This window comes from Kitasatospora sp. NPDC048365, from assembly GCF_043200835.1.
Taxonomy (GTDB): domain Bacteria; phylum Actinomycetota; class Actinomycetes; order Streptomycetales; family Streptomycetaceae; genus Kitasatospora; species Kitasatospora terrestris.
On the sequence record NZ_JBICYJ010000026.1, the window covers coordinates 23,936 to 49,676 of the forward strand.

Annotated in this window: 24 protein-coding genes; 3 read left to right on the forward strand and 21 right to left on the reverse strand. The window is 73.0% G+C overall.

What is annotated here, in order from left to right:
* Positions 1-95: 95 nt before the first annotated feature.
* From ACGFX4_RS24990 to def, 3 genes are all read right to left on the reverse strand, one after another.
* Positions 96-1,529 carry an RsmB/NOP family class I SAM-dependent RNA methyltransferase gene (locus ACGFX4_RS24990; RefSeq protein ID WP_393078412.1) on the reverse strand — a complete coding sequence of 478 codons (1,434 nt, stop codon included), beginning with the start codon at positions 1,527-1,529 and terminating at the stop codon, positions 96-98.
* A gap of 65 nt (positions 1,530-1,594) precedes the next feature.
* Positions 1,595-2,530 (reverse strand): methionyl-tRNA formyltransferase, encoded by a 936-nt coding sequence (fmt, locus tag ACGFX4_RS24995; RefSeq protein WP_393078415.1) that lies wholly within the window; start codon positions 2,528-2,530, stop codon positions 1,595-1,597.
* Positions 2,531-2,584: 54 nt separating this feature from the next.
* Positions 2,585-3,130: a peptide deformylase gene (def, locus tag ACGFX4_RS25000; protein WP_345700323.1), complete on the reverse strand. Its 546-nt coding sequence runs from the start codon at positions 3,128-3,130 to the stop codon at positions 2,585-2,587.
* Positions 3,131-3,332: 202 nt separating this feature from the next.
* Here def and ACGFX4_RS25005 point away from each other — a divergent pair, with 202 nt between their 5' ends.
* Complete coding sequence (locus ACGFX4_RS25005; RefSeq protein ID WP_393078418.1) at positions 3,333-3,860, forward strand: hypothetical protein; 528 nt, start codon at positions 3,333-3,335, stop codon at positions 3,858-3,860.
* A gap of 44 nt (positions 3,861-3,904) precedes the next feature.
* Here the strand turns inward: ACGFX4_RS25005 and ACGFX4_RS25010 are convergent, their stop codons facing one another.
* The 3 genes from ACGFX4_RS25010 to ACGFX4_RS25020 are packed head-to-tail and all read right to left on the reverse strand — an operon-like array spanning position 3,905 to position 6,972.
* Complete coding sequence (locus ACGFX4_RS25010) at positions 3,905-4,816, reverse strand: carbohydrate-binding protein (RefSeq protein WP_393078420.1); 912 nt, start codon at positions 4,814-4,816, stop codon at positions 3,905-3,907.
* A gap of 19 nt (positions 4,817-4,835) precedes the next feature.
* The gene (locus ACGFX4_RS25015) at positions 4,836-5,741 is read right to left on the reverse strand and encodes an AraC family transcriptional regulator (protein ID WP_393078422.1); all 906 of its coding nucleotides are present in this window, start codon (positions 5,739-5,741) and stop codon (positions 4,836-4,838) included.
* Positions 5,742-5,781: 40 nt separating this feature from the next.
* Positions 5,782-6,972, reverse strand: coding sequence for an FAD-dependent oxidoreductase (locus ACGFX4_RS25020; protein WP_393078425.1), 1,191 nt, complete (start codon positions 6,970-6,972; stop codon positions 5,782-5,784).
* 109 nt (positions 6,973-7,081) lie between these two features.
* Between ACGFX4_RS25020 and ACGFX4_RS25025 the strand changes: the two genes are divergently transcribed.
* On the forward strand, positions 7,082-7,666 hold the full coding sequence (locus ACGFX4_RS25025; protein ID WP_393078427.1) for a PadR family transcriptional regulator: 585 nt from the start codon (positions 7,082-7,084) through the stop codon (positions 7,664-7,666).
* Between the two features lie 66 nt (positions 7,667-7,732).
* On the opposite strand, the gene ACGFX4_RS25030 is transcribed toward ACGFX4_RS25025, so the two are convergent.
* From ACGFX4_RS25030 to pyrR, 14 genes are all read right to left on the reverse strand, one after another.
* Entirely contained in the window at positions 7,733-9,805 is a 2,073-nt protein-coding gene (locus tag ACGFX4_RS25030) for a primosomal protein N' (RefSeq protein WP_393078429.1), read from the reverse strand.
* Between the two features lie 77 nt (positions 9,806-9,882).
* Positions 9,883-11,097 carry a methionine adenosyltransferase gene (metK, locus tag ACGFX4_RS25035; RefSeq protein WP_393078432.1) on the reverse strand — a complete coding sequence of 405 codons (1,215 nt, stop codon included), beginning with the start codon at positions 11,095-11,097 and terminating at the stop codon, positions 9,883-9,885.
* A 177-nt stretch (positions 11,098-11,274) separates the two neighbouring features.
* A complete protein-coding gene (gene coaBC / locus ACGFX4_RS25040; RefSeq protein ID WP_393078434.1) occupies positions 11,275-12,477 on the reverse strand; it encodes a bifunctional phosphopantothenoylcysteine decarboxylase/phosphopantothenate--cysteine ligase CoaBC in 1,203 nt (400 codons plus the stop codon).
* Positions 12,478-12,624: 147 nt separating this feature from the next.
* Positions 12,625-12,891: a DNA-directed RNA polymerase subunit omega gene (rpoZ, locus tag ACGFX4_RS25045; RefSeq protein ID WP_345700316.1), complete on the reverse strand. Its 267-nt coding sequence runs from the start codon at positions 12,889-12,891 to the stop codon at positions 12,625-12,627.
* A gap of 61 nt (positions 12,892-12,952) precedes the next feature.
* Positions 12,953-13,510: a guanylate kinase gene (gene gmk / locus ACGFX4_RS25050; RefSeq protein WP_393078437.1), complete on the reverse strand. Its 558-nt coding sequence runs from the start codon at positions 13,508-13,510 to the stop codon at positions 12,953-12,955.
* A 48-nt stretch (positions 13,511-13,558) separates the two neighbouring features.
* Positions 13,559-13,885 (reverse strand): integration host factor, actinobacterial type, encoded by a 327-nt coding sequence (mihF, locus tag ACGFX4_RS25055; RefSeq protein WP_345700314.1) that lies wholly within the window; start codon positions 13,883-13,885, stop codon positions 13,559-13,561.
* A gap of 230 nt (positions 13,886-14,115) precedes the next feature.
* Positions 14,116-14,955: an orotidine-5'-phosphate decarboxylase gene (gene pyrF / locus ACGFX4_RS25060; RefSeq protein WP_393078440.1), complete on the reverse strand. Its 840-nt coding sequence runs from the start codon at positions 14,953-14,955 to the stop codon at positions 14,116-14,118.
* A gap of 27 nt (positions 14,956-14,982) precedes the next feature.
* Positions 14,983-16,083 carry a quinone-dependent dihydroorotate dehydrogenase gene (locus ACGFX4_RS25065; protein WP_393078443.1) on the reverse strand — a complete coding sequence of 367 codons (1,101 nt, stop codon included), beginning with the start codon at positions 16,081-16,083 and terminating at the stop codon, positions 14,983-14,985.
* A gap of 73 nt (positions 16,084-16,156) precedes the next feature.
* Positions 16,157-19,465, reverse strand: a complete 3,309-nt coding sequence (gene carB / locus ACGFX4_RS25070) for a carbamoyl-phosphate synthase large subunit (RefSeq protein ID WP_393078446.1) — start codon at positions 19,463-19,465, stop codon at positions 16,157-16,159.
* Positions 19,458-20,615, reverse strand: a complete 1,158-nt coding sequence (gene carA, locus ACGFX4_RS25075) for a glutamine-hydrolyzing carbamoyl-phosphate synthase small subunit (protein WP_393078449.1) — start codon at positions 20,613-20,615, stop codon at positions 19,458-19,460. Before carA ends, carB begins: the two co-directional genes overlap by 8 nt.
* Positions 20,612-21,175, reverse strand: a complete 564-nt coding sequence (locus ACGFX4_RS25080) for a hypothetical protein (RefSeq protein WP_393078451.1) — start codon at positions 21,173-21,175, stop codon at positions 20,612-20,614. Before ACGFX4_RS25080 ends, carA begins: the two co-directional genes overlap by 4 nt.
* On the reverse strand, positions 21,172-22,464 hold the full coding sequence (locus ACGFX4_RS25085) for a dihydroorotase (protein ID WP_393078453.1): 1,293 nt from the start codon (positions 22,462-22,464) through the stop codon (positions 21,172-21,174). Before ACGFX4_RS25085 ends, ACGFX4_RS25080 begins: the two co-directional genes overlap by 4 nt.
* On the reverse strand, positions 22,461-23,441 hold the full coding sequence (locus ACGFX4_RS25090) for an aspartate carbamoyltransferase catalytic subunit (RefSeq protein ID WP_393078455.1): 981 nt from the start codon (positions 23,439-23,441) through the stop codon (positions 22,461-22,463). The genes ACGFX4_RS25085 and ACGFX4_RS25090 overlap by 4 nt, the downstream gene beginning before the upstream one ends.
* Before the next feature lie 4 nt (positions 23,442-23,445).
* On the reverse strand, positions 23,446-24,060 hold the full coding sequence (gene pyrR / locus ACGFX4_RS25095; protein WP_393078458.1) for a bifunctional pyr operon transcriptional regulator/uracil phosphoribosyltransferase PyrR: 615 nt from the start codon (positions 24,058-24,060) through the stop codon (positions 23,446-23,448).
* A gap of 246 nt (positions 24,061-24,306) precedes the next feature.
* Here pyrR and ACGFX4_RS25100 point away from each other — a divergent pair, with 246 nt between their 5' ends.
* Positions 24,307-24,810 carry a transcriptional regulator gene (locus ACGFX4_RS25100; protein WP_014134541.1) on the forward strand — a complete coding sequence of 168 codons (504 nt, stop codon included), beginning with the start codon at positions 24,307-24,309 and terminating at the stop codon, positions 24,808-24,810.
* A gap of 72 nt (positions 24,811-24,882) precedes the next feature.
* Here ACGFX4_RS25100 and ACGFX4_RS25105 read toward each other — a convergent pair whose 3' ends face one another.
* On the reverse strand, positions 24,883-25,734 hold the full coding sequence (locus tag ACGFX4_RS25105; RefSeq protein ID WP_393078461.1) for a hypothetical protein: 852 nt from the start codon (positions 25,732-25,734) through the stop codon (positions 24,883-24,885).
* Positions 25,735-25,741: the final 7 nt, after the last annotated feature.

Genomic DNA, 25,741 nt, shown 5'->3' on the forward strand with positions numbered 1-25,741 from the left:
TCGGCCACGACCTCGACGTCCTCTTCGAGCTCCACCGGTCCTCGCCGGGCACCCTGTCCGGAGACCTCCCGGTAGCTCCGGTCGGCCGTCCGGCCTCAGCCGGTGCGGCGCAGCAGGGCCAGGTACATCGCGTCGGTGCCGTGCAGGTGCGGCCACAGCTGCACGTCCGGGCCCTCGCCGAGCGCGGGCAGGCCGGGCAGCAGCGGACGGGCGTCGATCCACTCCACGCCCGGCTCGCCGCGCAGCACGTCGTCCACCACGGCGCGGGTCTCGGCCAGGTGCGGCGAGCAGGTGGCGTAGCCGACCACGCCGCCGATCCGGGTCGCGGCGATCGCGCCCCGCAGCAGGTCGCGCTGGAGCGGGCCGAAGCCGGCGATGTCCTCGGGCCGGCGGCGCCAGCGCGCCTCCGGGCGGCGGCGCAGCGCGCCGAGGCCGGAGCAGGGCACGTCGACCAGCACCCGGTCGAAGGCGCCCTCGCGCCAGGCGCGCTTGGTGCCGTCCGCCGCGATCACGGTGTACGGGCCGGGGTTGCCGGCCAGCGCACGGGCGACCAGGCGGGCCCGGTGGGGCTGCTTCTCGGAGGCGACCAGGGCGGCGCCGCGCTCGGCGGCCAGCGCGGCGAGCAGCGCGGCCTTGCCGCCGGGGCCGGCGCAGCCGTCGAGCCAGACCTGGTCCGGCCCGTCCAGCGGTGCGGCGGCGAGGGCGAGGGCGACCAGCTGGCTGCCCTCGTCCTGGACGCCGGCCCGGTTCTCCCGGACGGCCTCCAGCCCGGCCGGGTCGCCGCCCTCGGCGAGCCGCAGCGCGTACGGCGACCAGCGGCCGTCCTCGGCCTCGGGCAGCGCCTCGCGCAGCTCGTCCACGGTGGAGCGGCCGGGGCGGGCGACCAGGGTGACCTCGGGCCGCTCGTTGTCGGCGTGCAGCAGCTGCTCCATCGCGGTGCGCCCGGAGGCGTCCGGCTGCCAGCGGCCGAGCGAGTCCCACAGCGAGGAGACCACCCAGCGCGGGTGGGAGTGGACGACCGCGAGGTGGTCCTCGGCGTCCTCGTCGTACGGCGGGGCGACCTGCTCGACCCAGGTGTCCAGGTCCTGGGCGCTGATCTTGCGCAGTACCGCGTTGACGAACTTGGCCCGGCCGTCGCCGAGCACCGCGCGGGCCAGTTCGACGGTGGCCGAGACGGCCGCGTGGGTGGGGATGCGGGTGGCGAGCAGCTGGTGGGCGCCGAGCGAGAGCACGTCCAGCACCGGCGGGTCGACCTCGCGCAGCGGCCGGTCGATGCAGGCCGCGATGATCGCGTCGTAGGTGCCCTGCAGGCGCAGCGTGCCGTAGACCAGCTCGGTGGCGAGGGCGGCGTCGCGCCGGTCCATGCCCTTCTGCTCCGCCTCGCGCAGCAGCGAGGGCAGGATCAGGTTGGCGTACGCGTCGCGCTCGTCGACGGCGCGCAGCGCGCGGAACGCGACGGTGCGGGCCGGGTCCTTCTTGGGACGGCGGTGCGGGCGGGGGGCGCGCTTGGCGCCGGAGGGGGTGCTCACGGGGTGCCTCGGAAAGGTGCTGGCGGAATCAGTCGGTACCAAGAACTCTAAAGCTTCGGCGGGGGTCACTCCCCGAGCCGCTCACCGGACTCGATCCGGACCCCACGGGCCCAGTCTGCCGCGCGCATCGGCTTCTTGCCCTGCGGCTGCACCTCGCCCAGCTCGATCTCGTGGCTGCCGGTGCCGACCCGCACGCTGTTCTTGCCGACCGCCAGCTCGCCGGGCGCCAGCTCGGCCGCGCCGGGGTGCAGGGCCACCGGGCCGGAGACCTTGAGGCGCTCGCCGCGGAAGACGGTCCACGCGCCGGGTGCGGGGGCGCAGCCGCGCACCAGGCGGTCCACCCGCAGCGCGGGGTGGGTCCACTCGATCCGGGCGTCCTCCGGGTTGATCTTGGGCGCCAGGGTGACGCCGTCGAGCGGCTGCGGCACGGCGTGCAGCGAGCCGTCGGCGATCCCGTCCATGGTGGCCGCGAGCAGCCGCGCGCCCGAGTGGGAGAGACGGGTCAGCAGGTCGCCGCTGGTGTCGGTGGCGCGGATCTCCTCGGTGACCACGCCGAAGACCGGGCCGGAGTCCAGGCCCTGCTCGATCAGGAAGGTCGAGGCGCCGGTGACCTCGTCGCCGGCCAGCACGGCGTGCTGCACCGGGGCGGCGCCGCGCCACGCGGGCAGCAGCGAGAAGTGCAGGTTCACCCAGCCGTGCTTGGGGATCTCCAGCGCGCCAGGGCGCAGCAGCGCGCCGTACGCGACCACCGGGCAGCAGTCCGGGGCGAGCTCGGTCAGCCGGGCGAGGAACTCCGGGTCGCTCGGCTTCGCGGGCTTCAGCACCTCGATGCCGGCCTCCTCGGCGCGCTGGGCGACCGGGCTGGCGACCAGCTTGCGGCCGCGCCCGGCGGTCCCGTCGGGGCGGGTGACCACCGCCACGACCTCGTGCTTGTCGGAGGCCAGCAGGGCGTCGAGGGCGGGGACGGCGACCTCGGGGGTGCCGGCGAAGACGAGGCGCAAGACGGTGCCTTTCGTGAACTGCTGGGTTCGGTCGGCGGGCCGGGGCCCGCGGGGTCAGCGGGCGGAGCCGAAGGTGGAGTGCGGCGAGATCCGGACCGTCGGCGCGGGGCCGTCGCCCCACTCCGCGTCCCGGATCGCCTTGAGCGCGGCCTTGCGCGTCTCCCGGTCCAGCCGGTCGATGAAGATGATCCCGTCCAGGTGGTCGGTCTCGTGCTGGATGCAGCGGGAGAGCAGCTGCGTCCCCTCGATCTCCACCGGGTCGCCGTGCATGTTGAAGCCCTTGGCCACCACGCCGTACGCGCGCTTGGTGTCGAAGCTGAGGCCCGGCAGCGACAGGCAGCCCTCGGGGCCGTCCTGCTCCTCGTCGCTGAGCGACAGGTCCGGGTTGATCAGGTGACCGACGACGCCGTCCACGTTGTACGTGAACACCCGCAGCGAAACGCCGAGTTGGGGCGCGGCGAGGCCGGCGCCCGGGGCTTCCAGCATGGTGTCGGTGAGGTCCTTGACCAGCCGCCGCAGCTCCTTGTCGAAGGTGGTGACGGGCTTGGCCGTGGCCCGGAGCACGGGGTCGCCGAAGATCCTGATCGGCTGGACGGCCATGGCCTGGGCTCCTGTCGGTGCGGGGTCGGGCGGACGGACCGCCGACGGGCGATCATCAGGCAGTCTATGCAATCCCGCCCGCCCGCTCGGCCCGGGTTCTGGCATATCCCGACTCCCCGCTCGCCGTGACCAGCCGGGCTCTCGGACGTTGGTCAAGTGGAATTGACCTCAGCCGATCCGAAGGAGAGGTGGCAACCAGGCCATGGCCGAACAGATGAACCACGACGCCCGGGCCCGGGCGAGCCTGCACCTGCTGGTGCGGGACATCGAGCGGGTCCGGCGCCAGGTCGACGCCCTGCGCACGCTCACCGCGCAGCTGGGCAACGTCTACCGCCCGCGCCGGCCCAGCACCTCCGCCGGTTTCGTGGTGTACGGGCGGGCGCCGGCGCCGACCGTCCGGCTGGCCCAGGAGCTGCGCGAGAGCGTCGAGACGCTGGTCGCCGCGGCGGTCGAGTTCGACCGCGCGCTCGGCTTCTCCTGGGACTCGGTCGGCTCGGCGCTCGGCGTCACCAAGCAGGCCGTGCACCGGCGGTACGGCATGCGCCGGCCGAGCGGCGACCTGCTGCCGCCCGGAACCGTTCCGGCGCCCGGCGCGCCCCGCGACGAGCCGGTCATGCCGCAGCCCCGCGAGGAGACGACCGCGCAGGCCGCCCCGGCGCTCTCCCGCTCCGTCCCGCAGGCCCGCCAGGGCGGCCTGGCCCCGCAGACCCCGGTCCACCTCGCCCGCTGACGCCGCCGCGCTCCGCGCCGGGGCGCCCTACGACCCGGCCGTGCTCAGATCCGGGCCCACAGCGCCGGGACGTTCGGCGGCTCCCACCCGGCGTACGCGGTGTGCGCCTGGATGCAGCGGTAGGCGACCCCGTTGTACGTCACCACGTCGCCGGCCCGGTAGCTCGCCCCGACCCGCCAGGTGCCGCCGGACACGGTGGGCGAGGGCGAGGGCGAGGCGGTCGGCGACCCGGTCGCCGTCGGGCTCGGGCTCGGCGACTGCGGCACGTCCAGGACGAAGTCGAAGCTCGCCTCCCGGCCCGGCCCGTTCTGCCGGACCGTCATCACCAGCCGCGGGTCGAAGATGGTGTCGGTGGAGTTGCGCGGCTCACCGGGGAAGTACAGCTGGGTGGTGAGCACCGGGCGCCCGGGCGCCTGCAGCTTCACGTGGATGTGCCGGGTCCGCCCCGGGTACAGCCCGGGCACGATCGCGGTGAGCGTGAACGCACCCTGCGCGTCGCTGAACTGGTGACCGCGCATGGTGTACCCGGTGTTGTCGTACGCGCCGTCGGTGTCCGCCTGCCAGAAGTCCAGCAGCACCCCGGGGATCGGCCGGCAGGCCCGGCCGAACACGTAGCCGGTGACGGTCAGCGGGGTACCGCGGGTGCCGGGCACCGCCAGGTTGGTGCGCAGCGGCGAACCGGGCTTGAAGTACGGGCCCTCGGTCTGCTCGATGGTCGGCGCGTCGCCGTCGTGGCACTCCGGGGTGAGCTCGGGTGCGCCGGCGGTGTCGCGGGCCAGCGCGGTGCCGGCGCCCAGCAGCAGCGGTGCCGCGCCGGCCAGCGCGGCCGCCTTCAGCAGGCTCTTGCGGCTCAACTGCGGCCCGGGTACCGGGTCGTGGGACGAAGGGGTCACGGCAGGTGGGTCCTTCCGCTCGAAGAGTGGGGGTGTGGGGGATGCCGTGCACCTCGGCGCCATGTGCACGACACCGACGACGCTACGGCCGCCCCCCGGCCCGGTCGATGGACTCAGCTGCCCCCTCGTGGTGCATTCCTCCACCCACCTCCGCCCGGTACTCCCCCGGCGTGCGCCCCACCTCCCGCCGGAAGAACCGGCAGAAGTACGCCGGGTCCTCGAACCCCACCACCGCGCCCACCTGGCGCACCGTCAGCCCGGTCGCCGCCAGCAGCCGCTTCGCCTCCAGGATCCGCCGCCCCCGGATCAGCTGCGCCGGCGTCCGCCCGGTCCACTCCTTCACCGCGCCGTGCAGGTGCCCCGCCGAGACCCCCAGCTCCCGCGCCGCCGACTCCACCGTCCACTCCGGCCTGAGCGCCCCGCCCACCAGCCGCTCGAACCGCCCCGCCAGCACCGCCGCCCGCCCGCCCGGACCGACCCGCTCCCGCGCCCGCGCCTCCACCCCGCGCACCGCCCGCACCAGCAGCACGTGCACCAGCGCCTGCAGCACCCCGAGCCGTCCCGGCCCCGCGCCCCGGTACTCCTCCGCCACCTCCGCCAGCAGCCCCTCCAGCGCCGTCCGCCCGCCCTGGCTCGCCACCAGCCGGCGCAGCAGCCCCACGTCCTCCGGGTACCGCAGCAGGAAGTCCTCGGTGAACAGCAGCACCCACCCGCCCACCCCGCCCGCGCCCGCCCAGTGGTGCACCTGCCCCGGCGCGATCACGTACAGGTTCGGCGGCCGCAGCGGGTACTCCACCAGGTCCACGGTGTGCACCCCGCTGCCCCGACTGACATACGCCACCTCGTAGAACGTGTGCCGATGCGGGAAATCCGCCCGCGACAGGGGCCCGATCGAGTCGAACGACCCCACCGCGAACGGCAGCAGCACCGGGTCCGGCACCTCCAGGTCGTGCGACTCGATCCCGCTCCCCGCTCCCCGACCACCCATCCCCGCAGTCTCGACCACCCCACCCCGAGTGGTCCAGACCTCACCCGGCGCCGGCTCCCGCCCGGGCGTCCTCGACGGGGGCCTCCCAGTCGATCCGGTGGCCGTACCTCCAGGCCGTACGCGCCGGGGTCTCCAGGCGCGCGACCAGCGGGAGCACCGCGTCGCGGACCACCCGGCCGACCGGACCCGCGACCTTGCCGCTGTTGGTGCGGTGGCCCTCCGCAATGATCTTCTCCACCCGGGCCCGGCGGGTGCGCTCGTAGGCGGCGAAGGCCCGGGAGTGCGGAAGGTCCCGCAGCGCGCGGGCGAGTTCGACCGCACTCTCGGCGGCGAGCGAGGCGCCCTGGCCGGAGCTGGGCGAGGTGGCGTGCACGGAGTCGCCGACCAGCACCATCCGGCCGCGATGCCAGCGCGGGACGTGCGGAAGGTCCTCCATCGGCCCCGCGACGACCAGATCTCCGGGCGCGGTGAGCCGCAGCAGCTCCCGCGCGGGCAGGTCGTCCCCCTCGAAGACGGCGGCCAGCCGCCGCATCCACTCCTCGCCGGAGGTCCGCCGGATCTCCTCCCAATCGGCGTACGGATGCGGCAGGTTGACGAACCAGGCAGCGCTGCCGTCCGGGAAGGACTGCCAGCCGAGGAAAGCGCGGCTGCCGAAGGCCATGTACATCCGGTCACCGGTGGCCGGCAGCTCGGCGCCCTCGACCCGCGCGCCGAACCCGAGCAGGCCCGAGTAGCGGGGCCGCGGCGCGGCCGGGTCGATCAGCCGGCGCACGGTGGACCGGATGCCGTCCGCCCCGATCAGGACGTCGGCCTCCGCGCTGACACTGCCGTCCGCGAAGACGGCGCGGATGCCGGTGGGGCCCTCCTCGACGTCGACCAGCCGCCGCCCGTACCGGACCTGGATGCCCGCGGCGGCGGCCAGGTCGTGGAGGCGGCGGTAGAGGTCGGCCCGCCAGCTGAACTGCATGGGCTGGCGGATCTCGGCGACGGTGCGGCCCCGGTGGTTCTGCAGCACGATCGCGTTCATCGGCTCGCCGACCCGGCCCAGGCCGACCAGGTCCAGCGCGGCCCGCCCGTTGGGGGCCACGCTCAGCGCGGCGCCGACACCGTCGGCGGTGTCGGCGTGGGACTCGTACACGGTGGCCTCGATCCCGGCCCGGCGCAGCGCGAGCGCCGCCACCGGACCGGCGATGCCTCCGCCCACGACGATCGCGGTACGGGTCTCGGTCATCTCGGTTCACCTTCTCCTGGAGGTACTGTCGTCATGACTTCATAGTTGCAATGCAACTAGTCTCATGTCAACTAGTTCACCCTTGATCACCCCGCACTAGAATCCGGACATGCGGAGTTCCCCCCTTGCGCTCACCGTCCTGTCGCTGCTCCACATGCGGCCGCTGCACCCGTACGGGATCCAGCGGCTGATCAAGCAGTGGGGCAAGGACCAGGTCGTCAACGTCAGCCAGCGGGCGAGCCTGTACCGGACGATCGACCGGCTGCTCGAAGCCGGGCTGATCGCGGTCCGCGAGACGGGGCGGGACCAGCAGTACCCGGAGCGGACGGTCTACGAGCTGACGGACGCGGGCCGGGCCGCCAACCGGGAGTGGCTGCAGGACATGCTCGCCGCACCCAGGGCCGAGTACCCGGAGTTCCCGGCGGCGCTCTCCTTCACGATGATGCTGCTGCCGCAGGAGGCGGAGCAGGTCCTGGCCCGGCGCGCCGCGACGGTCCGCGAAGCGCTCGACCGGCTCACCGCCGCCGGCGAGCAGTTCCCGCTCCCGCGGGTCACCGTGCTGGAGGACGAGTACCGCCGGGCGGTGCTGGTGGCCGAACTCGCGTGGCTCGACGGCGTCCTCGCCGACCTGCGCTCGGGCGAGCTCACCTGGGACTACGAAACCCTCGCGCCGCTCGCCGCGGACACCTCCTGACGGACCGCCGGGCCTGTCCTCCGGACCACGCCGCGCGACCGCTGCCGGGGCACCGGGCCCCGGGCGTCAGCCGATGTCGAGCGGGTCGATCCGGATGCGGACCGGGTCGGCGGTGCGCAGGGCGAGGCGGGCGATCTGGGCGGCCTTCAGGGCCGAGGCCAGCGCGGCGCCCTGGCCGGGGGCGACCCGCAGCAGGGCGCGCTCCAGCTCCTCGCCGCGGGCGGGGCCGGCGGCCGGGACCGGGCCGAGGACGTCCGCGCCGTCCGGCAGCCGGACCAGGCCCAGCAGGTCGGCGACCGCCTGCGGGGCGCCGGTCACCGAGGCCATCCGGGAGACCGGCGGGAAGTGCAGCTGCTCCCGCTCGTCGAGCTCCAGCCCGGCGTGCCCGGCCGGGTCCCAGCGGACCAGCGCCTGCACCGCGCGCGCCGTCGGCTCCGCGACCACCACCACCGTGCCGCCCTCCCCCGCCGGCCGGACCAGCGCCGCGGCGGTCAGCCAGCGCCGCAGCGCCTCCTCGCCGGCCCGCAGGTCGGGCCGGTTGAGCAGCGCCCAGCCGTCCAGCAGCAGCGCCGCCGCGTACCCGGCGCCCTCGGCGACCGGCTCGGCGCCCGGGGTGGAGATCACCAGCGCCGGCGTGTCGGGCACCGAGGAGAGCACCGACTCCCGTCCGGAGGTGCGGACCGGCACCCGGGGGAAGGCCCGCCCGAGCTCCTCCGCGGTCCGCCGGGCGCCGACCACCTGCGCCCGCAGCCGGAACGACCCGCACTCCACGCAGTGCCAGTCGCCCTCCGCCTCGCCGCACCACGCGCACGCCAGCGGCTCGTCCGCGCCGCCCGCCTGCAGCGGCCCGCCGCAGCGCCGGCACCGGACGGGCGTGCGGCAGCGGCCGCACGCCAGGCTCGGCACGTACCCGCGCCGGGGCACCTGGATCAGCACCGGCCCGCGGGTCAGCGCGTCGCGGGCGGTCTCCCACGCCACGGACGGCAGTCGGGCGGCCTGCGCGGCGGCGTCCCGGCCCTGGTCGAGGTCGGTCACCGTGCGGACCCGGGGCGCCAGTTCGCGGACGGTCGCCCGCTCGGCGGCCAGCGGCCGGGCCCAGCCCGTACGGACCAGCTGGGCCGCCTCCACCGTGGTCGACAGCCCGCCGATCAGCGCGCCCGCGCCCTCCTCGGCGGCGCGCAGCAGCGCGACCTCGCGGACGTGCGGGTGGGGGGCGTTGGGGTCGCTGTGGCTGGAGTCGCCGTCCGACCACACCACGACCAGGCCGAGGCTGCGGACCGGCGCGAACATCGCCGCCCGGGTGCCGATCGCCGCGTGCACCGAGCCCCGGCTGACCGCCAGCCACCGCCGGTACCGCTCCTGCGGGCCGGCGTCGGCCGCCAGCACCACGTGCCGGCCCTCGCCGAGCAGCGCGTTCAGCGCCGCGTCCACCCGCGCCACCGACCGCCCGTCCGGCAGCACCACCAGCGCGCCGCGCCCGGACGCCAGGGTCGCCGCCACCGCCCGCGCGATCTCCTCCGGCCAGCCGGGGCCGGGCAGCGCCGTCCAGACCGCGCGCGGGGCGTGCCCGGCGGCCAGCGAGGCGAGGTATGCCGGGCCGTGCCCGTAGCGCGCCCAGCCGCCGGGCTCCGGCGCGGCGGGCGGCGGCAGCGGACGCGGCGACGGCTCCGCCTCGGCGCCGGCGTGGCGCGGCGGGACGGCGAGCTGCAGGACGTCCGCCAGCGACCCGGCGTAGCGGTCGGCAACCGCCCGGCACAGCCGCAGCAGCGCCGGGGTCAGCACCTGCTCCGGCGAGAGCACCCGGGCGAGCGGGGCCAGCGGCCCGTTGTAGTCGGAGGTGTCCCGGCGCTCGACGATGAAGCCGTCGTGCAGCGCCCCGCCCTCGCGCCGGCCGTGCGCGCCGACCCGGCCGCCGAAGCGCACCCGCACCCGGGCACCGGGGCGGGCGTCGTCCGCCATCGCCGCGGGCACCGCGTAGTCGAAGAACTGGTCGAGGCTGAGCACGCCCTTGTCCACCAGGACCCGCGCCACCGGCGCCTGCTCCGCCAGCTGCACCCCCCGGGCGGCGCGGGGCTTCGCCTTGCGCACCGTCTCCCGGATGAACGCCAGCTGCTCCCCGGCCCCGTCCGCGCTGCTCATCCGGTCACCTTAACGCAGGCCACGGACACCACAGGGGCGCGAGGAACTGCGTTCCTCGCGCCCCTGGAAACGAACCCTTACTGCGCGGCGACGGCCGCCTTCAGCTCCTCGACGCGGTCGGTCCGCTCCCAGGTGAAGTCCGGCAGCTCACGGCCGAAGTGGCCGTACGCGGCGGTCTGCGAGTAGATCGGCCGCAGCAGGTCCAGGTCGCGGATGATCGCGGCCGGACGCAGGTCGAAGACCTTGGTCACGGCGGCCTGGATGGACAGCACCGGCGCGGTCTCGGTCCCGAAGGTCTCGACGAACAGACCCACCGGCTCGGCCTTGCCGATCGCGTACGCGACCTGCACCTCGGCGCGCTTGGCGAGGCCCGCGGCGACGATGTTCTTGGCGACCCAGCGCATCGCGTACGCGGCGGAGCGGTCGACCTTGGACGGGTCCTTGCCGGAGAAGGCGCCGCCACCGTGGCGGGCCATGCCGCCGTAGGTGTCGATGATGATCTTGCGGCCGGTGAGGCCGGCGTCGCCCATCGGGCCGCCGATCTCGAAGCGGCCGGTCGGGTTGACCAGCAGGCGGTAGCCCTCGGTGACCAGCTTGATGCCGTCGGCCTCCAGGCGCTTGAGCTCCGGCTCCACGACGAACTCGCGGATGTCGGGGGTCAGCAGCGAGTCGAGGTCGATGTCCGAGGCGTGCTGCGAGGAGACGACCACGGTGTCGAGGCGGACGGCCTTGTCGCCGTCGTACTCGATGGTGACCTGGGTCTTGCCGTCGGGGCGCAGGTACGGGATGGTCCCGTTCTTGCGGACCTCGGTCAGGCGGCGCGAGAGGCGGTGCGCGAGGGTGATCGGCAGCGGCATCAGCTCGGGCGTGTCGTCGCAGGCGTAGCCGAACATCAGACCCTGGTCGCCGGCGCCCTGACGGTCCAGCTCGTCCTCGACGTCACCCTCGACCCGGTGCTCGTGCGCCGTGTCGACACCCTGCGCGATGTCGGGCGACTGCGAGCCGATGGACACCGAGACGCCGCAGGAGGCGCCGTCGAAGCCCTTCTTCGACGAGTCGTAGCCGATCTCGAGGATCTTGTCCCGGACGAGCTGCGCGATCGGGGCGTAGGCCTTGGTGGTGACCTCACCGGCGATGTGGACCAGGCCGGTGGTGATCAGCGTCTCCACGGCGACGCGCGAGGTCGGGTCCTCCTTGAGGAGGGCGTCCAGGATGGTGTCGCTGATCTGGTCAGCGATCTTGTCGGGGTGCCCCTCGGTGACGGACTCCGAGGTGAACAGGCGGCGAGACACAGCGCTCCCTGGGGTTGCAGCGGCTGCTGACTGAATGCGCACGAGGACCGCGGCATCCGGAAAGACTTGATTCCTGGAGTGTAACGGTCAGCTACCGGCCGCGGGCACTCCCGACCCATGAGCGCGGCGTCACACCGTCACCTCGGCACCCGGTGCGACCCCGCGTTTCCCTGCAATTCAGGGCAAGCGGGCGGCCACCTGGTCCCAGACGGCGTCCGCCAGATCCTCCTTGGGGCCGTCCGCGATGTGGACTTCCGTCCCGTCCGTGGACAGCACGACCGCCGCGTTGGTGTCCAGGCCGAAGCCGCGCGACTCGCCGACCTCGTTGACCACCAGCAGGTCGCACCCCTTGCGGGCGAGCTTCGCGCGCCCGTTCGCCAGCACGTCGTCGGTCTCGGCGGCGAAGCCGACGACCAGCTGGCCCTCGCGCTGCCGCTGCGCGGAGAGCTCCGCCAGGATGTCGGGGTTGCGCACCAGGGCGACCGGCGCCGGATCCACCCCGTCCACCTTCTTGATCTTCCCGCCGGCGTACTCGGCGGGCCGGAAGTCGGCGACCGCGGCCGCCATCACCACCACGTCGGCGTCGACGGCGGCCTTCAGCGCGGCCTCGCGCAGCTGCAGCGCGGTCGACACCCGCACCACGTCGGCGCCGGCCGGGGCGGGCAGCTCCACGTTGGCGGAGAGCAGGGTCACCCGGGCGCCGCGCGCCACCGCGGTCGCGGCCAGCGCGTAGCCCTGCTTGCCGGAGGAGCGGTTGCCCAGGAAGCGCACCGGGTCCAGCGGCTCGCGGGTGCCGCCCGCCGACACCACCACGTGGCGCCCGGCCAGGTCCTGCTCCAGGCCACCGCGGGCCAGCACCCGGCGACAGGCCTCGAAGATCTCGGACGGCTCGGGCAGCCGCCCCTTGCCGGTGTCCTTGCCGGTCAGCCGGCCCACCGCCGGGTCGAGCACGATCGCGCCGCGCCGCCGCAGGGTGGCGACGTTCTCCTGGGTGGCGGGGTGCTCCCACATCTCGGTGTGCATCGCGGGCACGAACAGCACCGGGCAGCGCGCGGTCAGCAGGGTGTTGGTGAGCAGGTCGTCGGCCATCCCGTGGGCGGCCTTCGCCATCAGGTCGGCGGTCGCCGGAGCCACCACCACCAGGTCGGCGTTCTGCCCGATCCGCACGTGCGGGACCTCGTGGACGCTCTCCCAGGTCTCGGTCGCCGCGGGCCGCCCGGAGAGCGCGGCCCAGGTGGCCTCGCCGACGAAGTGCAGCGCGGCGGCAGTCGGCACCACGGTGACCTGGTGCCCGGACTCGGTGAGCCGGCGCAGCAGCTCGCAGGCCTTGTACGCGGCGATGCCGCCGCTGACACCGAGGACGACGCGGGGGGCGCTCATGGTGGTCGGTTCTCCTCCGAGACGGCCGGGACGGTTCCGACGCCCACCTTACGACCCTTCAGACACCCCGGGCGACGTGGCCCGGAGCACAGCGGAGGGCCCGCCGGAGCAGCAGCTCCGACGGGCCCTCCTTGACGACTGCGAGGCTCAGGCGGCCTCGATGGCCTCCGCCGTGAGCAGGCCGGCGTTGATCTCGCGCAGCGCGATCGACAGCGGCTTCTCGTGCACGTGGGTGTCGACCAGCGGGCCGACGTACTCCAGCAGGCCCTCACCGAGCTGCGAGTAGTACGCGTTGATCTGGCGGGCACGCTTGGCCGCGTAGATCACGAGGCTGTACTTGGAGTCGGTGGCCTCGAGGAGCTCGTCGATCGGCGGGTTGATGATGCCCTCAGGCGTGGTCATCGAAGAGGACACGCGAAAACCTTCCGAAGAGAGAAAAATCTGACGGTCGGACCGGCTTGCACAGCCGATCCGGTCAGGCTACACCGAGCAAGGCTAGCAGTTCGGCTGCTACCTGCTCGACCGAGGTGTTGACAAGGGTCGTGTCGAACTCCGACTCGGCCGCCAGTTCCACCTTCGCCTGCGCCAGCCGCTCGTCGATCACGTGCTGCGGCTCGGTGCCCCGGCCGGTGAGCCGGCGGACCAGCTCGTCCCAGCTCGGCGGGGCCAGGAAGACCAGCTGCGCGTCGGGCATCGACTCGCGCACCTGGCGCGCGCCCTGGAGGTCGATCTCCAGCAGCACCGGTTCGCCGCGCTCCAGCTTGTCGAGCACCGCCTGCCGCGGGGTGCCGTACCGGTTCCCGGCGAAGACGGCCCACTCCAGCAGTTCGCCGTTGGCGACCAGCTTGTCGAACTGGTCGTTGTCGACGAAGTGGTACTGGACCCCGTCCCTCTCGCCGGGCCGCGGGTGGCGGGTCGTCGCCGACACCGACAGCCAGACCTCGGGGAACTGCTTCCTCATATGAGCGACGACCGTGCTCTTGCCGACCCCCGAGGGGCCGGAGAGCACGGTCAGCCGCGGACGCTCACTCATGCACCGATTATCCCGGATCGCGGACGTTCCGGAGACACCGGCCCGGGGTCAGGAGGCGGCGGCGCCGAACTCCCGCTCCAGAGCGGCGATCTGGTTCGTCCCGAGGCCGCGGACGCGGCGGCTCTCGGAGATGCCCAGGCGCTCCATGATCTGCTTGGCGCGGACCTTGCCGACGCCCGGGAGGGACTCCAGCAGGGCGGAGACCTTCATCTTGCCGATGACCTCGTCGTCGGCCTTGCCGGCCTTGATCACGTCGTGCAGCGAAGCGCCCGAGTGCTTGAGCTTGTTCTTGACGTCGGCGCGCTTCCGCCGAGCCTCAGCGGCCTTGGCGAGCGCGGCGGCGCGCTGTTCAGGAGTAAGGGGCGGAAGAGCCACGCCGTTCACCTCAGGTGTGGATGGAAGGGATGATCCATGACTGGTGGTGCCCGGCCGCCGACAGAGCTCTGACCTGCGACAGCGACGTGAAATCGCTGCCGTTCGGCGACCTACCGCCGGACACTACCCAACTTGAGGCGCCACGTCAGGAAAAGAACACGAAAAGTCCTGGTCAGCAGGGGCCGACCCAGGACTTTCCGGGCAAATCCACCGCCTGGCGGCGGTCATTCTCACGCGTTTGTGACGGTGCTCACATCGTCGACGAATGCCTGGGCCGCCGCGCGAAGTGCCTGCACGGACGGTCCGTGCTTCAGCACGTCACGGCTGACGGAGGGCACGACGTTGCGCACCGAGGCCCCGAAGACCCGCGGCAGGTCCTTCGCGGTGGCGCCCTGGGCGCCCACGCCGGGGGCCAGCAGCGGGCCGTTGATCGCCAGGTCCACCCCGGCCTCGGCGAGGGTCGCGCCGACCACCGCGCCGAAGGATCCGAGCGGCTCGGCGCCGGCGTTCTCGGCCGCGAGCCGGCGCAGCACGGCCTGCGCCACGCTCTCCCCGTCCGCGCCGACGGCGCGCTGCACCTCGTGGCCCTCCGGGTTGGAGGTGAGCGCCAGCGCGAAGATGCCGCAGCCCTGCTCGCGGGCCAGGTCCAGGGCGGGCTGCAGGGAGCCGAAGCCCAGGTACGGGCTGACCGTGAGGGCGTCGGAGAACAGCGGGCTGCCGGGCGCCAGGAAGGTCTCGGCGTACGCGGCCATGGTGGAGCCGATGTCGCCGCGCTTGGCGTCCATCAGCACCAGCGCGCCGGCCTCGCGGGCCTCGGCGACGGACTTCTCCAGCACCGCGATGCCCTTCGAGCCGAAGCGCTCGAAGAAGGCGGCCTGCGGCTTGAGCACCGCGACCCGGTCGGCGAGCGCCTCGACGACCGTGCGGGAGAACGTCTCCAGGCCCTGGACGTCGTCGTTCAGGCCCCAGGCGGTCAGCAGCGAGGCGTGCGGGTCGATGCCGACGCAGAGCGGGCCGCGGGTGTCCATGGCGGCACGCAGGCGGGCGCCGAAGGGAGCGAGGGTGGTCACGGGGTTCCTTTCCGGAGTCGGCGGGGGTCAGACGCTCTTGGCGGTGCCGACGGCGTCGGCGATGGTCGGGTGGCCGCTGGCCCGCAGCCGCGCGGAGAGGCCCTTGTGCACCCGGCGCATCCAGAACGGGCCCTGGTAGACGAAGGCGCTGTAGCCCTGCACCAGGTCGGCGCCGTGCAGGATCCGCTGCCAGGCGTCCTCGGCGGTCTCGATGCCGCCGACCGAGACGATGGTCAGCCGGCCCTCGGTGCGGGCGCGCAGGCGCTTGAGCACCTCCAGCGAGCGCTCCTTCAGCGGGGCGCCGGACAGGCCGCCCATGCCGATCTCCTCGATCCGCGCGGGGTCGGCGAGCAGGCCGTCCCGGCCGATCGTGGTGTTGGTGGCGATGATGCCGTCCAGGCCCAGGTGCAGGGCCATGTCGGCGATCTCGTCGATGTCCTCGTCCGCCAGGTCGGGGGCGATCTTCACCAGCAGCGGGACGTGGTGGTGGGTGACCTCGTCGGCGGCCTTGCGGACGTCCCACAGCAGCGGCCCGAGCACCTGGACGGCCTGCAGGTTGCGCAGCCCGGGGGTGTTCGGCGAGGAGACGTTGACCACCAGGTAGTCGGCGTACGGGGCGAGCGCCCGGGTGGACTTCAGGTAGTCCTCGGTGGCCTCGGTCTCCGGCACCACCTTGGTCTTGCCGATGTTGATGCCGACCACCGGGGTGGAGGTGGTGTGCTGGCGCGCCTTGAGACGCGCGGCGACCCGTGCCGAGCCCTGGTTGTTGAAGCCCATCCGGTTGATCAGCGCCCGGTCCTCGACCAGGCGGAACAGCCGCGGCGCCGGGTTGCCGGGCTGCGGCTCACCGGTGACGGTGCCGATCTCGACGAAGTCGAAGCCGAGCATCGCCAGGCCGTCGATCCCGATGCCGTTCTTGTCGAAGCCCGCGCCGAGCCCGAACGGGCCGGGCAGGTCGAGGCCGAGCGCGGCGGTGCGCAGCTTGGGGTCGCGCGGCGCGAGCACCAGCCGCACCAGCTGCCGCAGGCCCGGCACCGAGGCGGCCAGCCGGATCCAGAAGAAGGCGAGGTGGTGGGCCTTCTCCGGGTCCATCTTCTTGAAGACCAGGTCGAACAGGAGCTTGTACACGGCGCCCTTTCCCGAGTGTGGACATGGAAGTGGGGGGCACCCCTGGTGCGGTGTGCCCCCCACTGCTTGGGTCTTACTTGCGGCCTGCGTTGATCAGGGCCGCGTGCTCCTGGAGCGACATCACCCCGACCTCGCCGCGCAGCAGCGCGTCGATGCCCTGGACCGCGGCGCCCATCGCCTGGACGGTGGTCAGGCACGGCACGCCGCGCGAGACGGCGGCGGTACGGATCTCGTAGCCGTCCGCCCGGCTGCCGGTGCCGTACGGGGTGTTGATGATCAGGTCGATCGCGCCGTCGTGGATCAGCTGCACGATGGTCTTCTCGCCGTTCGGGCCCTCGCCCTCGCTGTGCTTGCGCACCACGGTGGCGGGGATGCCGGCCCGCTGCAGGACCTCGGCGGTGCCGGCGGTGGCCAGCACCTCGAAGCCGAGCTCGACCAGCGCGCGGGCCGGGAAGACCAGGTTGCGCTTGTCGCGGTTGGCGACCGAGACGAAGACCTTGCCCTTGGTGGGCAGCGCGCCGTAGGCGCCGGCCTGCGACTTGGCGTACGCGGTGCCGAAGACCCGGTCGATGCCCATGACCTCGCCGGTGGAGCGCATCTCGGGGCCGAGCACGGTGTCCACGCCGCGGCCGTGCACGTCGCGGAAGCGCGACCACGGCATGACCGCCTCCTTGACCGAGATCGGCGCGTCGGCGGGCAGGGTGCCGCCGTCGCCCTCGGCCGGGAGCAGGCCCTCCTTGCGGAGGTCGGCGATGGAGGTGCCGAGCGAGATCCGGGCGGCGGCCTTGGCCAGCGGCACGGCGGTCGCCTTGGAGGTGAACGGCACGGTCCGGGAGGCGCGCGGGTTGGCCTCCAGGACGTACAGGATGTCGCCGGAGAGCGCGAACTGGATGTTGATCAGGCCGCGCACGCCGACGCCCTTGGCGATGCCCTCGGTGGCGGTCCGCAGGCGCTTGATGTCGTACCCGCCGAGGGTGATCGGGGGCAGCGCGCACGCCGAGTCGCCGGAGTGGATGCCGGCCTCCTCGATGTGCTCCATCACGCCGCCGAGGTAGAGCTCCTCGCCGTCGTAGAGCGCGTCGACGTCGATCTCCACCGCGTCGTCGAGGAAGCGGTCGATCAGCACCGGGTGCTCGGAGATCAGGCCGGCGTGCCGCTGCAGGTAGTCGGCGAGCGAGGGCTCGTCGTAGACGATCTCCATGCCGCGGCCGCCGAGCACGTACGAGGGGCGGGCCAGCACGGGGTAGCCGATCTCGTCGGCGATCGCCTTGGCCTCCTCGAAGGAGAAGGCGGTGCCGTGCTTGGGCGCGGGCAGGCCCGCATCGCGCAGCACCCGGCCGAAGGCGCCGCGCTCCTCGGCGAGGTGGATCGCCTCGGGCGAGGTGCCGACCACCGGCACGCCGTTGTCCTTGAGCGCCTGCGCCAGGCCCAGCGGGGTCTGGCCGCCGAGCTGCACGATCACACCGGCCAGCGGGCCGGCCAGCTGCTCGGCGTGGACGATCTCCAGCACGTCCTCCAGGGTGAGCGGCTCGAAGTAGAGCCGGTCGGAGGTGTCGTAGTCGGTGGAGACGGTCTCCGGGTTGCAGTTGACCATCACGGTCTCGTACCCGGCCTCGGCCAGCGCGAAGGACGCGTGGACGCAGGAGTAGTCGAACTCGATGCCCTGGCCGATCCGGTTCGGGCCGGAGCCCAGGATGATCACGGCGGGCTTGGTGCGCGGCGCGACCTCGGACTCCTCGTCGTAGGACGAGTAGAAGTACGGGGTCCTGGCGGCGAACTCGGCGGCGCAGGTGTCGACGGTCTTGAAGACCGGGCGGATGCCCAGCGCGTGCCGCACCTCGCGGACCACGTCGGGCTTCAGGCCGCGGATCTCGCCGATCTGCAGGTCGGAGAAGCCGTGCCGCTTGGCGTGGTGCAGCAGCTCGGGGTCGAGCTTCTCGGCCGCGGCGAGCTCGCCGGCGACCTCGTCCAGCAGGAAGAGCTGGTCGACGAACCACGGGTCGATCCGGGTGGCGTCGAACACCTCCTTGGGGGTGGCGCCGGCCCGGATGGCGTCCATCACGGTGTTGATCCGGCCGTCGGTCGGGACGACCGCCTTGGCCAGCAGCTCGGCCTTGTCGCCGACGGGGCCGACCCAGGAGAACTGGGAGCCCTTCTTCTCCAGCGAGCGCAGCGCCTTCTGCAGCGCCTCGGTGAAGCTGCGGCCCATCGCCATCGCCTCGCCGACCGACTTCATGGTCGTGGTGAGGGTGGCGTCGGCCGACGGGAACTTCTCGAAGGCGAACCGCGGGACCTTGACGACCACGTAGTCGAGCGTCGGCTCGAAGGAGGCCGGGGTCTGCTCGGTGATGTCGTTCGGGATCTCGTCCAGGGTGTAGCCGACCGCCAGCTTGGCCGCGATCTTGGCGATCGGGAAGCCGGTGGCCTTGGAGGCCAGCGCCGAGGAGCGGGAGACGCGCGGGTTCATCTCGATGACGATGACCCGGCCGTCCTCGGGGTTGACCGCGAACTGGATGTTGCAGCCGCCGGTGTCCACGCCGACCTCGCGGATGACCGCGATGCCGATGTCGCGCAGGATCTGGTACTCGCGGTCGGTGAGGGTCATCGACGGGGCGACGGTGATCGAGTCACCGGTGTGCACGCCCATCGGGTCGAAGTTCTCGATGGAGCAGACGACCACGACGTTGTCGTGCTTGTCGCGCATCAGCTCCAGCTCGTACTCCTTCCAGCCGAGGATGGACTCCTCCAGGAGCACCTCGGTGGTCGGCGAGAGGGCCAGGCCCTGGCCGGCGATCCGGCGCAGGTCCTCCTCGTCGTGGGCGAAGCCGGAGCCGGCGCCGCCCATGGTGAAGGACGGGCGGACGACGACCGGGTAGCCGCCGAGGGTGTCGACGCCGGCGAGGACGTCCTCCATCGAGTGGCAGATCACCGAGCGGGCGGACTCGCCGTAGCCGATCTTGGCGTTGACCGCCTCGACCACGCCCTTGAAGAGCTCGCGGTCCTCGCCCTTGTTGATCGCCTCGACGTCGGCGCCGATCAGCTCGACGTTGTACTTGTCCAGCGTCCCGGCCTTGTGCAGCGAGATCGCGGTGTTCAGCGCGGTCTGGCCGCCGAGGGTCGGCAGCAGGGCGTCGGGGCGCTCCTTGGCGATGATCTTCTCGACGAACTCCGGGGTGATCGGCTCGACGTAGGTGGCGTCGGCGATCTCCGGGTCGGTCATGATCGTGGCCGGGTTGGAGTTGACCAGGATCACCCGCAGGCCCTCGGCCTTGAGGACGCGGCAGGCCTGGGTGCCGGAGTAGTCGAACTCCGCCGCCTGGCCGATGACGATCGGGCCGGAGCCGATGACCAGGACGGACTTGATGTCGGTGCGCTTAGGCACGCTGGCCCTCCATAAGGCTCACGAAGCGGTCGAAGAGGTAGGCGGCGTCGTGCGGGCCGGCTGCCGCTTCGGGGTGGTACTGCACGCTGAAGGCGGGGACGTCGAGCGCCTGCAGGCCCTCGACCACGTCGTCGTTGAGGCAGACGTGGGAGACCTCGACCCGCCCGAAGGGGGTGTCGCTCACCTTGTCCAGCGGTGCGTTCACGGCGAAGCCGTGGTTGTGCGCGGTGACCTCGACCTTGCCGGTGGTGCGGTCCTGCACCGGCTGGTTGATGCCGCGGTGGCCGTACTTGAGCTTGTAGGTGCCGAAGCCCAGCGCGCGGCCGAGGATCTGGTTGCCGAAGCAGATGCCGAAGAACGGGGTCTTCCGCGCCAGGACGCCCTTCGCCACCTCGACCTGGTGGTCGGCGGTGGCCGGGTCGCCCGGGCCGTTGGAGAAGAACACGCCGTCGGGGTTGACCGCGTAGACGTCCTCGATGGTCGAGTTGGCCGGGAGGACGTGCACCTCGATGCCGCGCTCGGCCATCCGCTGCGGGGTCATCGCCTTGATGCCGAGGTCCAGCGCGGCCACGGTGAACTTCTTCTCACCGATCGCGGGCACCACGTACGGGGAGGTGGTGGCCACCTCGGCGCACAGGTCGGCGCCCTTCATCTCCGGCGCGGACTGCACCTTCGCCAGCAGCGCGGCCTGGTCGCCCAGCGCCTCGCCGGAGAAGATGCCGACCCGCATCGCACCGCGCTCGCGCAGGTGGCGGGTGAGCGCGCGGGTGTCGATGCCGCTGATGCCGACGACGCCCTGACGCTCCAGCTCCTCGTCCAGCGAGCGGACCGAGCGCCAGTTGGAGGCGACCCGGGCGGGGTCGCGGACCACGTAGCCGGCCACCCAGATCTGCTGCGACTCGTCGTCCTCGTCGTTCCAGCCGGTGTTGCCGATCTGCGGCGCGGTCATCACGACCACCTGGCGGTGGTACGAGGGGTCGGTGAGGGTCTCCTGGTAGCCGGACATGCCGGTGTTGAAGACCGCCTCGCCGAAGGTCTCGCCGATCGCGCCGTACGCCTGGCCGCGGAAGGTCCGCCCGTCCTCCAGGACGAGCACGGCGGGCACACGCGCCCGCCGTGCGCTCTGAGTGGTGGGGGCAGGTGCGGTCATGGTGCGGCCTCTTCCGTCTTCTTCGTCTTCGTTCGTTCGATCAGGGCATCGACCGCCTCGACCCAGGCGGTGTGCTCCTCGGCGTGGTCGAGCCTCAGCCCGGAGTCCAGCCGCGTTCCCCGGAGGTCCCAGGTGACCACCAGCAGTCCGGACGGTACGACCTTTCCGGCGATTCCCGAGTCGAGGCGCGCGGCGGTCAGCGCCGCGGCCGGGATCCACAGGTCGACATCACCCGGGCGGCGGACCAGCAGGCCCTGCTCGGTGAGGGTCGGTTCGGCCAGGCTGCGGGTGCCCAGGCCGTGCGCGACGACCCGGTCCAGCCAGTTCCCCGCCGTGGTGGTGCCGTGGTAGCGCCCGTTCGCCGTGAGGATCTCCCCGCCGAGCTCGGCGGGCGCCTCCGGCAGCGGCGGCAGCGCGGACTGCTGGGTGCGGCGCCAGTTCCATCCCTGGCGCATCAGCCAGTACACCAGGCCGATCACGATCAGCAGCCCGACCGACCAGCCGATGTAGCCCGGCCAGTCGGTGACCTGCGCCTGCTCCTGGGCCAGCAGGCCCGTCACAGCTCGACCAGTTCGCCGGCCAGGACGGTGGCGCTGCCGCGCAGGAAGGTGGCGTGCACCCGTCCCGGGAGGTCCATGCCCTTGTACGGGGTGTTGCGGCTGCGCGTCGCGAAGGTGTCCGGGTTCACGGCACCACGGTACGCGGGATCGAACAGCACCAGGTTGGCCGGCTCACCCACCGAGATCGGGCGTCCGTGACCCGAGAGGCGGCCGATCCGGGCCGGGCGGTGCGACATCCGGTCGGCAACGCCCTCCCAGTTCAGCAGGCCGGTGTCGACCATGGTCTGCTGGACGACCGACAGCGCGGTCTCCAGGCCGACCATGCCCATCGCGGCGACCGCCCACTCGCAGTCCTTGTCCTCCGCCGGGTGCGGCGCGTGGTCGGTGGCGACCGCGTCGATGGTGCCGTCGGCCAGCGCGGCGCGCAGCGCCTCCACGTCGGCGGCGGTGCGCAGCGGCGGGTTGACCTTGTACGCCGGGTCGTAGGTGCGGACCAGCTCGTCGGTGAGCAGCAGGTGGTGCGGGGTCACCTCGGCGGTGACGTTCCAGCCCTTCTGCTTGGCCCAGCGGACGATCTCGACCGAGCCGGCCGTGGACAGGTGGCAGATGTGCACCCGGGAGCCGACGTGCGCGGCGAGCAGCACGTCGCGCGCGATGATCGACTCCTCGGCGACGGCCGGCCAGCCGCCCAGGCCCAGCTCGCCGGAGACCTGGCCCTCGTTCATCTGGGCGCCCTCGGTCAGGCGCGGCTCCTGGGCGTGCTGGGCGACGACGCCGTCGAAGGCCTTCACGTACTCCAGGGCGCGGCGCATGATCACCGCGTCGTCGACGCACTTGCCGTCGTCGGAGAAGACCCGCACGCCCGCGGCGGACTCGTGCATCGCGCCGAGCTCGGCGAGCTTCTTGCCCTCCAGGCCCACGGTGACCGCGCCGACCGGCTGGACGTCGCAGTAGCCGGACTCCTGGCCCAGGCGCCAGACCTGCTCGACCACGCCGGCGGTGTCGGCGACCGGGAAGGTGTTGGCCATCGCGTGGACGGCGGTGTAGCCGCCCATCGCGGCGGCCTGGGTGCCGGTCAGCACGGTCTCGGCGTCCTCGCGGCCGGGCTCGCGCAGGTGGGTGTGCAGGTCGACCAGGCCGGGCAGGGCGATCAGGCCGTGCGCGTCGATGTCGATGTCCGCCTCGGCGGTCAGGTTGTCGCCGATCTCGGCGAAGACGCCGTCGCGGATCAGGATGTCCTTCGCGGCGCCACCGAGGATCTGGGCGTTGCGGATCAGGTAGGTGGTCACTGCGCGGCCTCCGCGGAGTCGGTGGTACGAGGTGCGTCGGCGAGGGTGGCCCCGCCGAGGAGGAGGTAGAGGACGGCCATCCGGATCGAGACGCCGTTGGCGACCTGCTCGACCACGGTGCAGCGCGGGGAGTCGGCCACCTCGGCGGTGATCTCCATGCCGCGGACCATCGGGCCGGGGTGCATCACGATGGCGTGCTCGGGCAGCTGCGCCATCCGGATCCCGTCCATGCCGTAGCGGCGGGTGTACTCGCGGGCGGTCGGGAAGAACGCCGCGTTCATCCGCTCCTGCTGGACCCGCAGCATCATCAGCGCGTCGGTCTTCGGCAGCACCGCGTCCAGGTCGTAGCTGACCTGGCAGGGCCAGTTCTCGATGCCGATCGGCAGCAGGGTCGGCGGGGCGACGAAGGTGACCTCGGCGCCGAGCGTGTTGAGCAGGTGGACGTTGGAGCGGGCCACCCGGCTGTGCAGGATGTCGCCGACGATGGTGACCCGGCGCCCGGCCAGGTCCTTGCCCGCACCGGGGTTGAGGTGGCGGCGCATGGTGAAGGCGTCGAGCAGCGCCTGGGTGGGGTGCTCGTGGGTGCCGTCGCCGGCGTTGATCACGCTGCCGTGCAGCCAGTCGGACTGGGCGAGCCGGGCGGGCGCGCCGGAGGCATGGTGACGGATCACCACGGCGTCGGCGCCCATCGCCTGCAGGGTCAGCGCGGTGTCCTTGAGGGACTCGCCCTTGGAGACCGAGGAGCCCTTGGCGGAGAAGTTGATGACGTCGGCGCTGAGCCGCTTCTCGGCGACCTCGAAGGAGGTCTTGGTGCGGGTCGAGTCCTCGAAGAAGAGGTTGACGACGGTGCGGCCGCGCAGCGTGGGCAGCTTCTTGACGGCCCGTCCGGAGAGCTGGGCCAGCTCCTCGGCGGTGTCCAGGATCAGCAGCGCGTCGTCACGGGTGAGGTCGGCGGTGGAGACGAGGTGGCGCTTCACGCGATTACTCCGGGAGGTGCTGGTCGGCGGCGAGCGCCTGGGTGGATCGGGCGGCGTAGTCGCGGTCGCCGACCAGGACGGCGTCCCGGCCGTCGTTCTCGGCGAGCTGGACCTGGACGGCCTCGCGCAGCGAGGTGGGCAGGTTCTTGCCCACGTAGTCGGCGCGGATCGGGAGTTCGCGGTGGCCGCGGTCGACCAGGACGGCCAGCTGCACGGCGCGCGGGCGGCCGATGTCGCTGAGCGCGTCGAGCGCGGCGCGGATGGTGCGGCCGGAGAACAGCACGTCGTCGACCAGGATCACCAGCTTGCCGTCGATCCCGTCGGCCGGGATCTCGGTGTGCTCCAGGGCCCGCGCGGGCTTCAGCCGCAGGTCGTCCCGGTACATGGTGATGTCGAGGGTGCCGAGCGGGATCTCGCGCCCGGTGATCTGGTTCAGCTTGTCCCGCAGCCGGCGGGCGAGGTGCACGCCCCGGGTGTGGATGCCGAGCAGCACGACGTCCTCCGCGCCCTTGGCGCGCTCGACGATCTCGTGCGCGATCCGGGTGACGACCCGGGCGACGTCGGTGGCGTCCAGCACCTGGTGCGGTGGACGCGGCGTCGTTGATGCGTGTGTGGTCATGCCGAAGCGGACCTCCTTCCCCGCCTCACGGGACGGGTCTTAAAGGATGTCTGGGAAGGTCGCCGGCCGCAGCCGGAGCCTCGCCCATGGTAGCAGTGCGCTGATGGGGGCCCATTCGCACGACTGCCCCATTCGGCTTGACGACCCACCCTCACTCTACGTAACCTCACAGTGAGTTACGAAGGACGTTCTCGTGGGCTCGCCACTGAACGCGAAGCAATGAAGCAATCTCGTCCGGGGAGATCAATGTCCAGCGACTACGCGAAGCAGCTCGGGGCCAAGCTCCGGGCGATCCGCACTCAGCAGGGGCTCTCCCTGCACGGCGTCGAGGAAAAGTCCCAGGGTCGCTGGAAGGCCGTCGTCGTCGGTTCGTACGAGCGCGGCGACCGTGCGGTGACCGTGCAGCGCCTGGCGGAGCTGGCCGAGTTCTACGGCGTCCCGGTGCAGGAGCTGCTGCCCGGCGGCACCCCCGGCGGTGCGGCCGAGCCGCCGCCGCGCCTGGTGCTCGACCTGGAGAGACTGACCCAGGTCCCCTCGGAGAAGGCCGGCCCGCTGCAGCGCTACGCGGCGACCATCCAGTCCCAGCGCGGCGACTACAACGGCAAGGTGCTCTCCATCCGCCAGGACGACCTGCGCACGCTGGCCGTGATCTACGACCAGTCGCCGTCCATCCTGACCGAGCAGCTGATCAGCTGGGGCGTGCTCAACCCGGATGCCCGCCGCGCGGTGCGCGAGGAGGACGCCGGCTGACCCGGCCGTTCTGAAGAAACGAATCAGCGGGGCGTCCGGCCGTGGCCGTGCGCCCCGCCGTCGCTCCCGCGCTCAGCACACCGTGCCCAGGCTGAAGCCGGGGCGGGCGTCGATCTCGTCCAGCTGCAGCGCGGCCGGCGTCCAGTCCAGGCCGGTCGAGCGCCACGCCCAGGCCACCGGGCGGTACTCCCCGCAGGCGGCGGCCGACCCCTGGACGCCGTGCAGCAGCGCCGCACCGGGCAGCTCCCGGTACAGGCCGGCGCAGAGCACCGCGCAGACCAGGTCCAGGTCCTCGTCGTTGATCCGCACCACGCCGTCCTCCCAGTGCAGCACCCGGGCCTGCGCCTCCAGCCGCCCGCCCGGGCCCTCCACCACGCAGCGCAGCTCGTACGCCCCGCAGCCCGCGCCGACCAGCATCCGGCGGAACACCTCGGCCGCCCGGTCGTGCAGCATCCGCACCTCGGGGTCGGCGCCGTCCGGACCGCACAGCGCGCCGTCCAGCAGCAGATCCGCGTGGCGCAGCGTCAGACCGCCCTCGCGGGCCCGGACCAGCCGGGGCAGGAAGTCGCCGGACAGCTCCTCCCCGCGGTAGGGGAGCAGCTGGGTCTGCAGTGCCGGGTTGACCAGGTACCGGTCGCGGGCGGAGGACTCGGCCGGGTCCAGCCCGTGCAGCAGGCAGAAGTCCGCGAAGTCCGCGGGGTGGAACATCCGGGCCTGCACGGTGCCGAAGACCCGGAGCGCGTCGGCCAGCAGCACGGCCGTGTCCAGCAGGTAGGCGTCGAAGTCCGCGGCGTCGGTCAGGTGCCAGGGCCGGGCCAGCTCGAAGTCCTCCGCGCTGGTCAGGATGCCGGTGACGAACGCCTCCTCCGACCGGCGGACGGCGGAGGTGCTGCAACGGATCTGCCGACGGCGGCTGCTGGACATCGGTGGC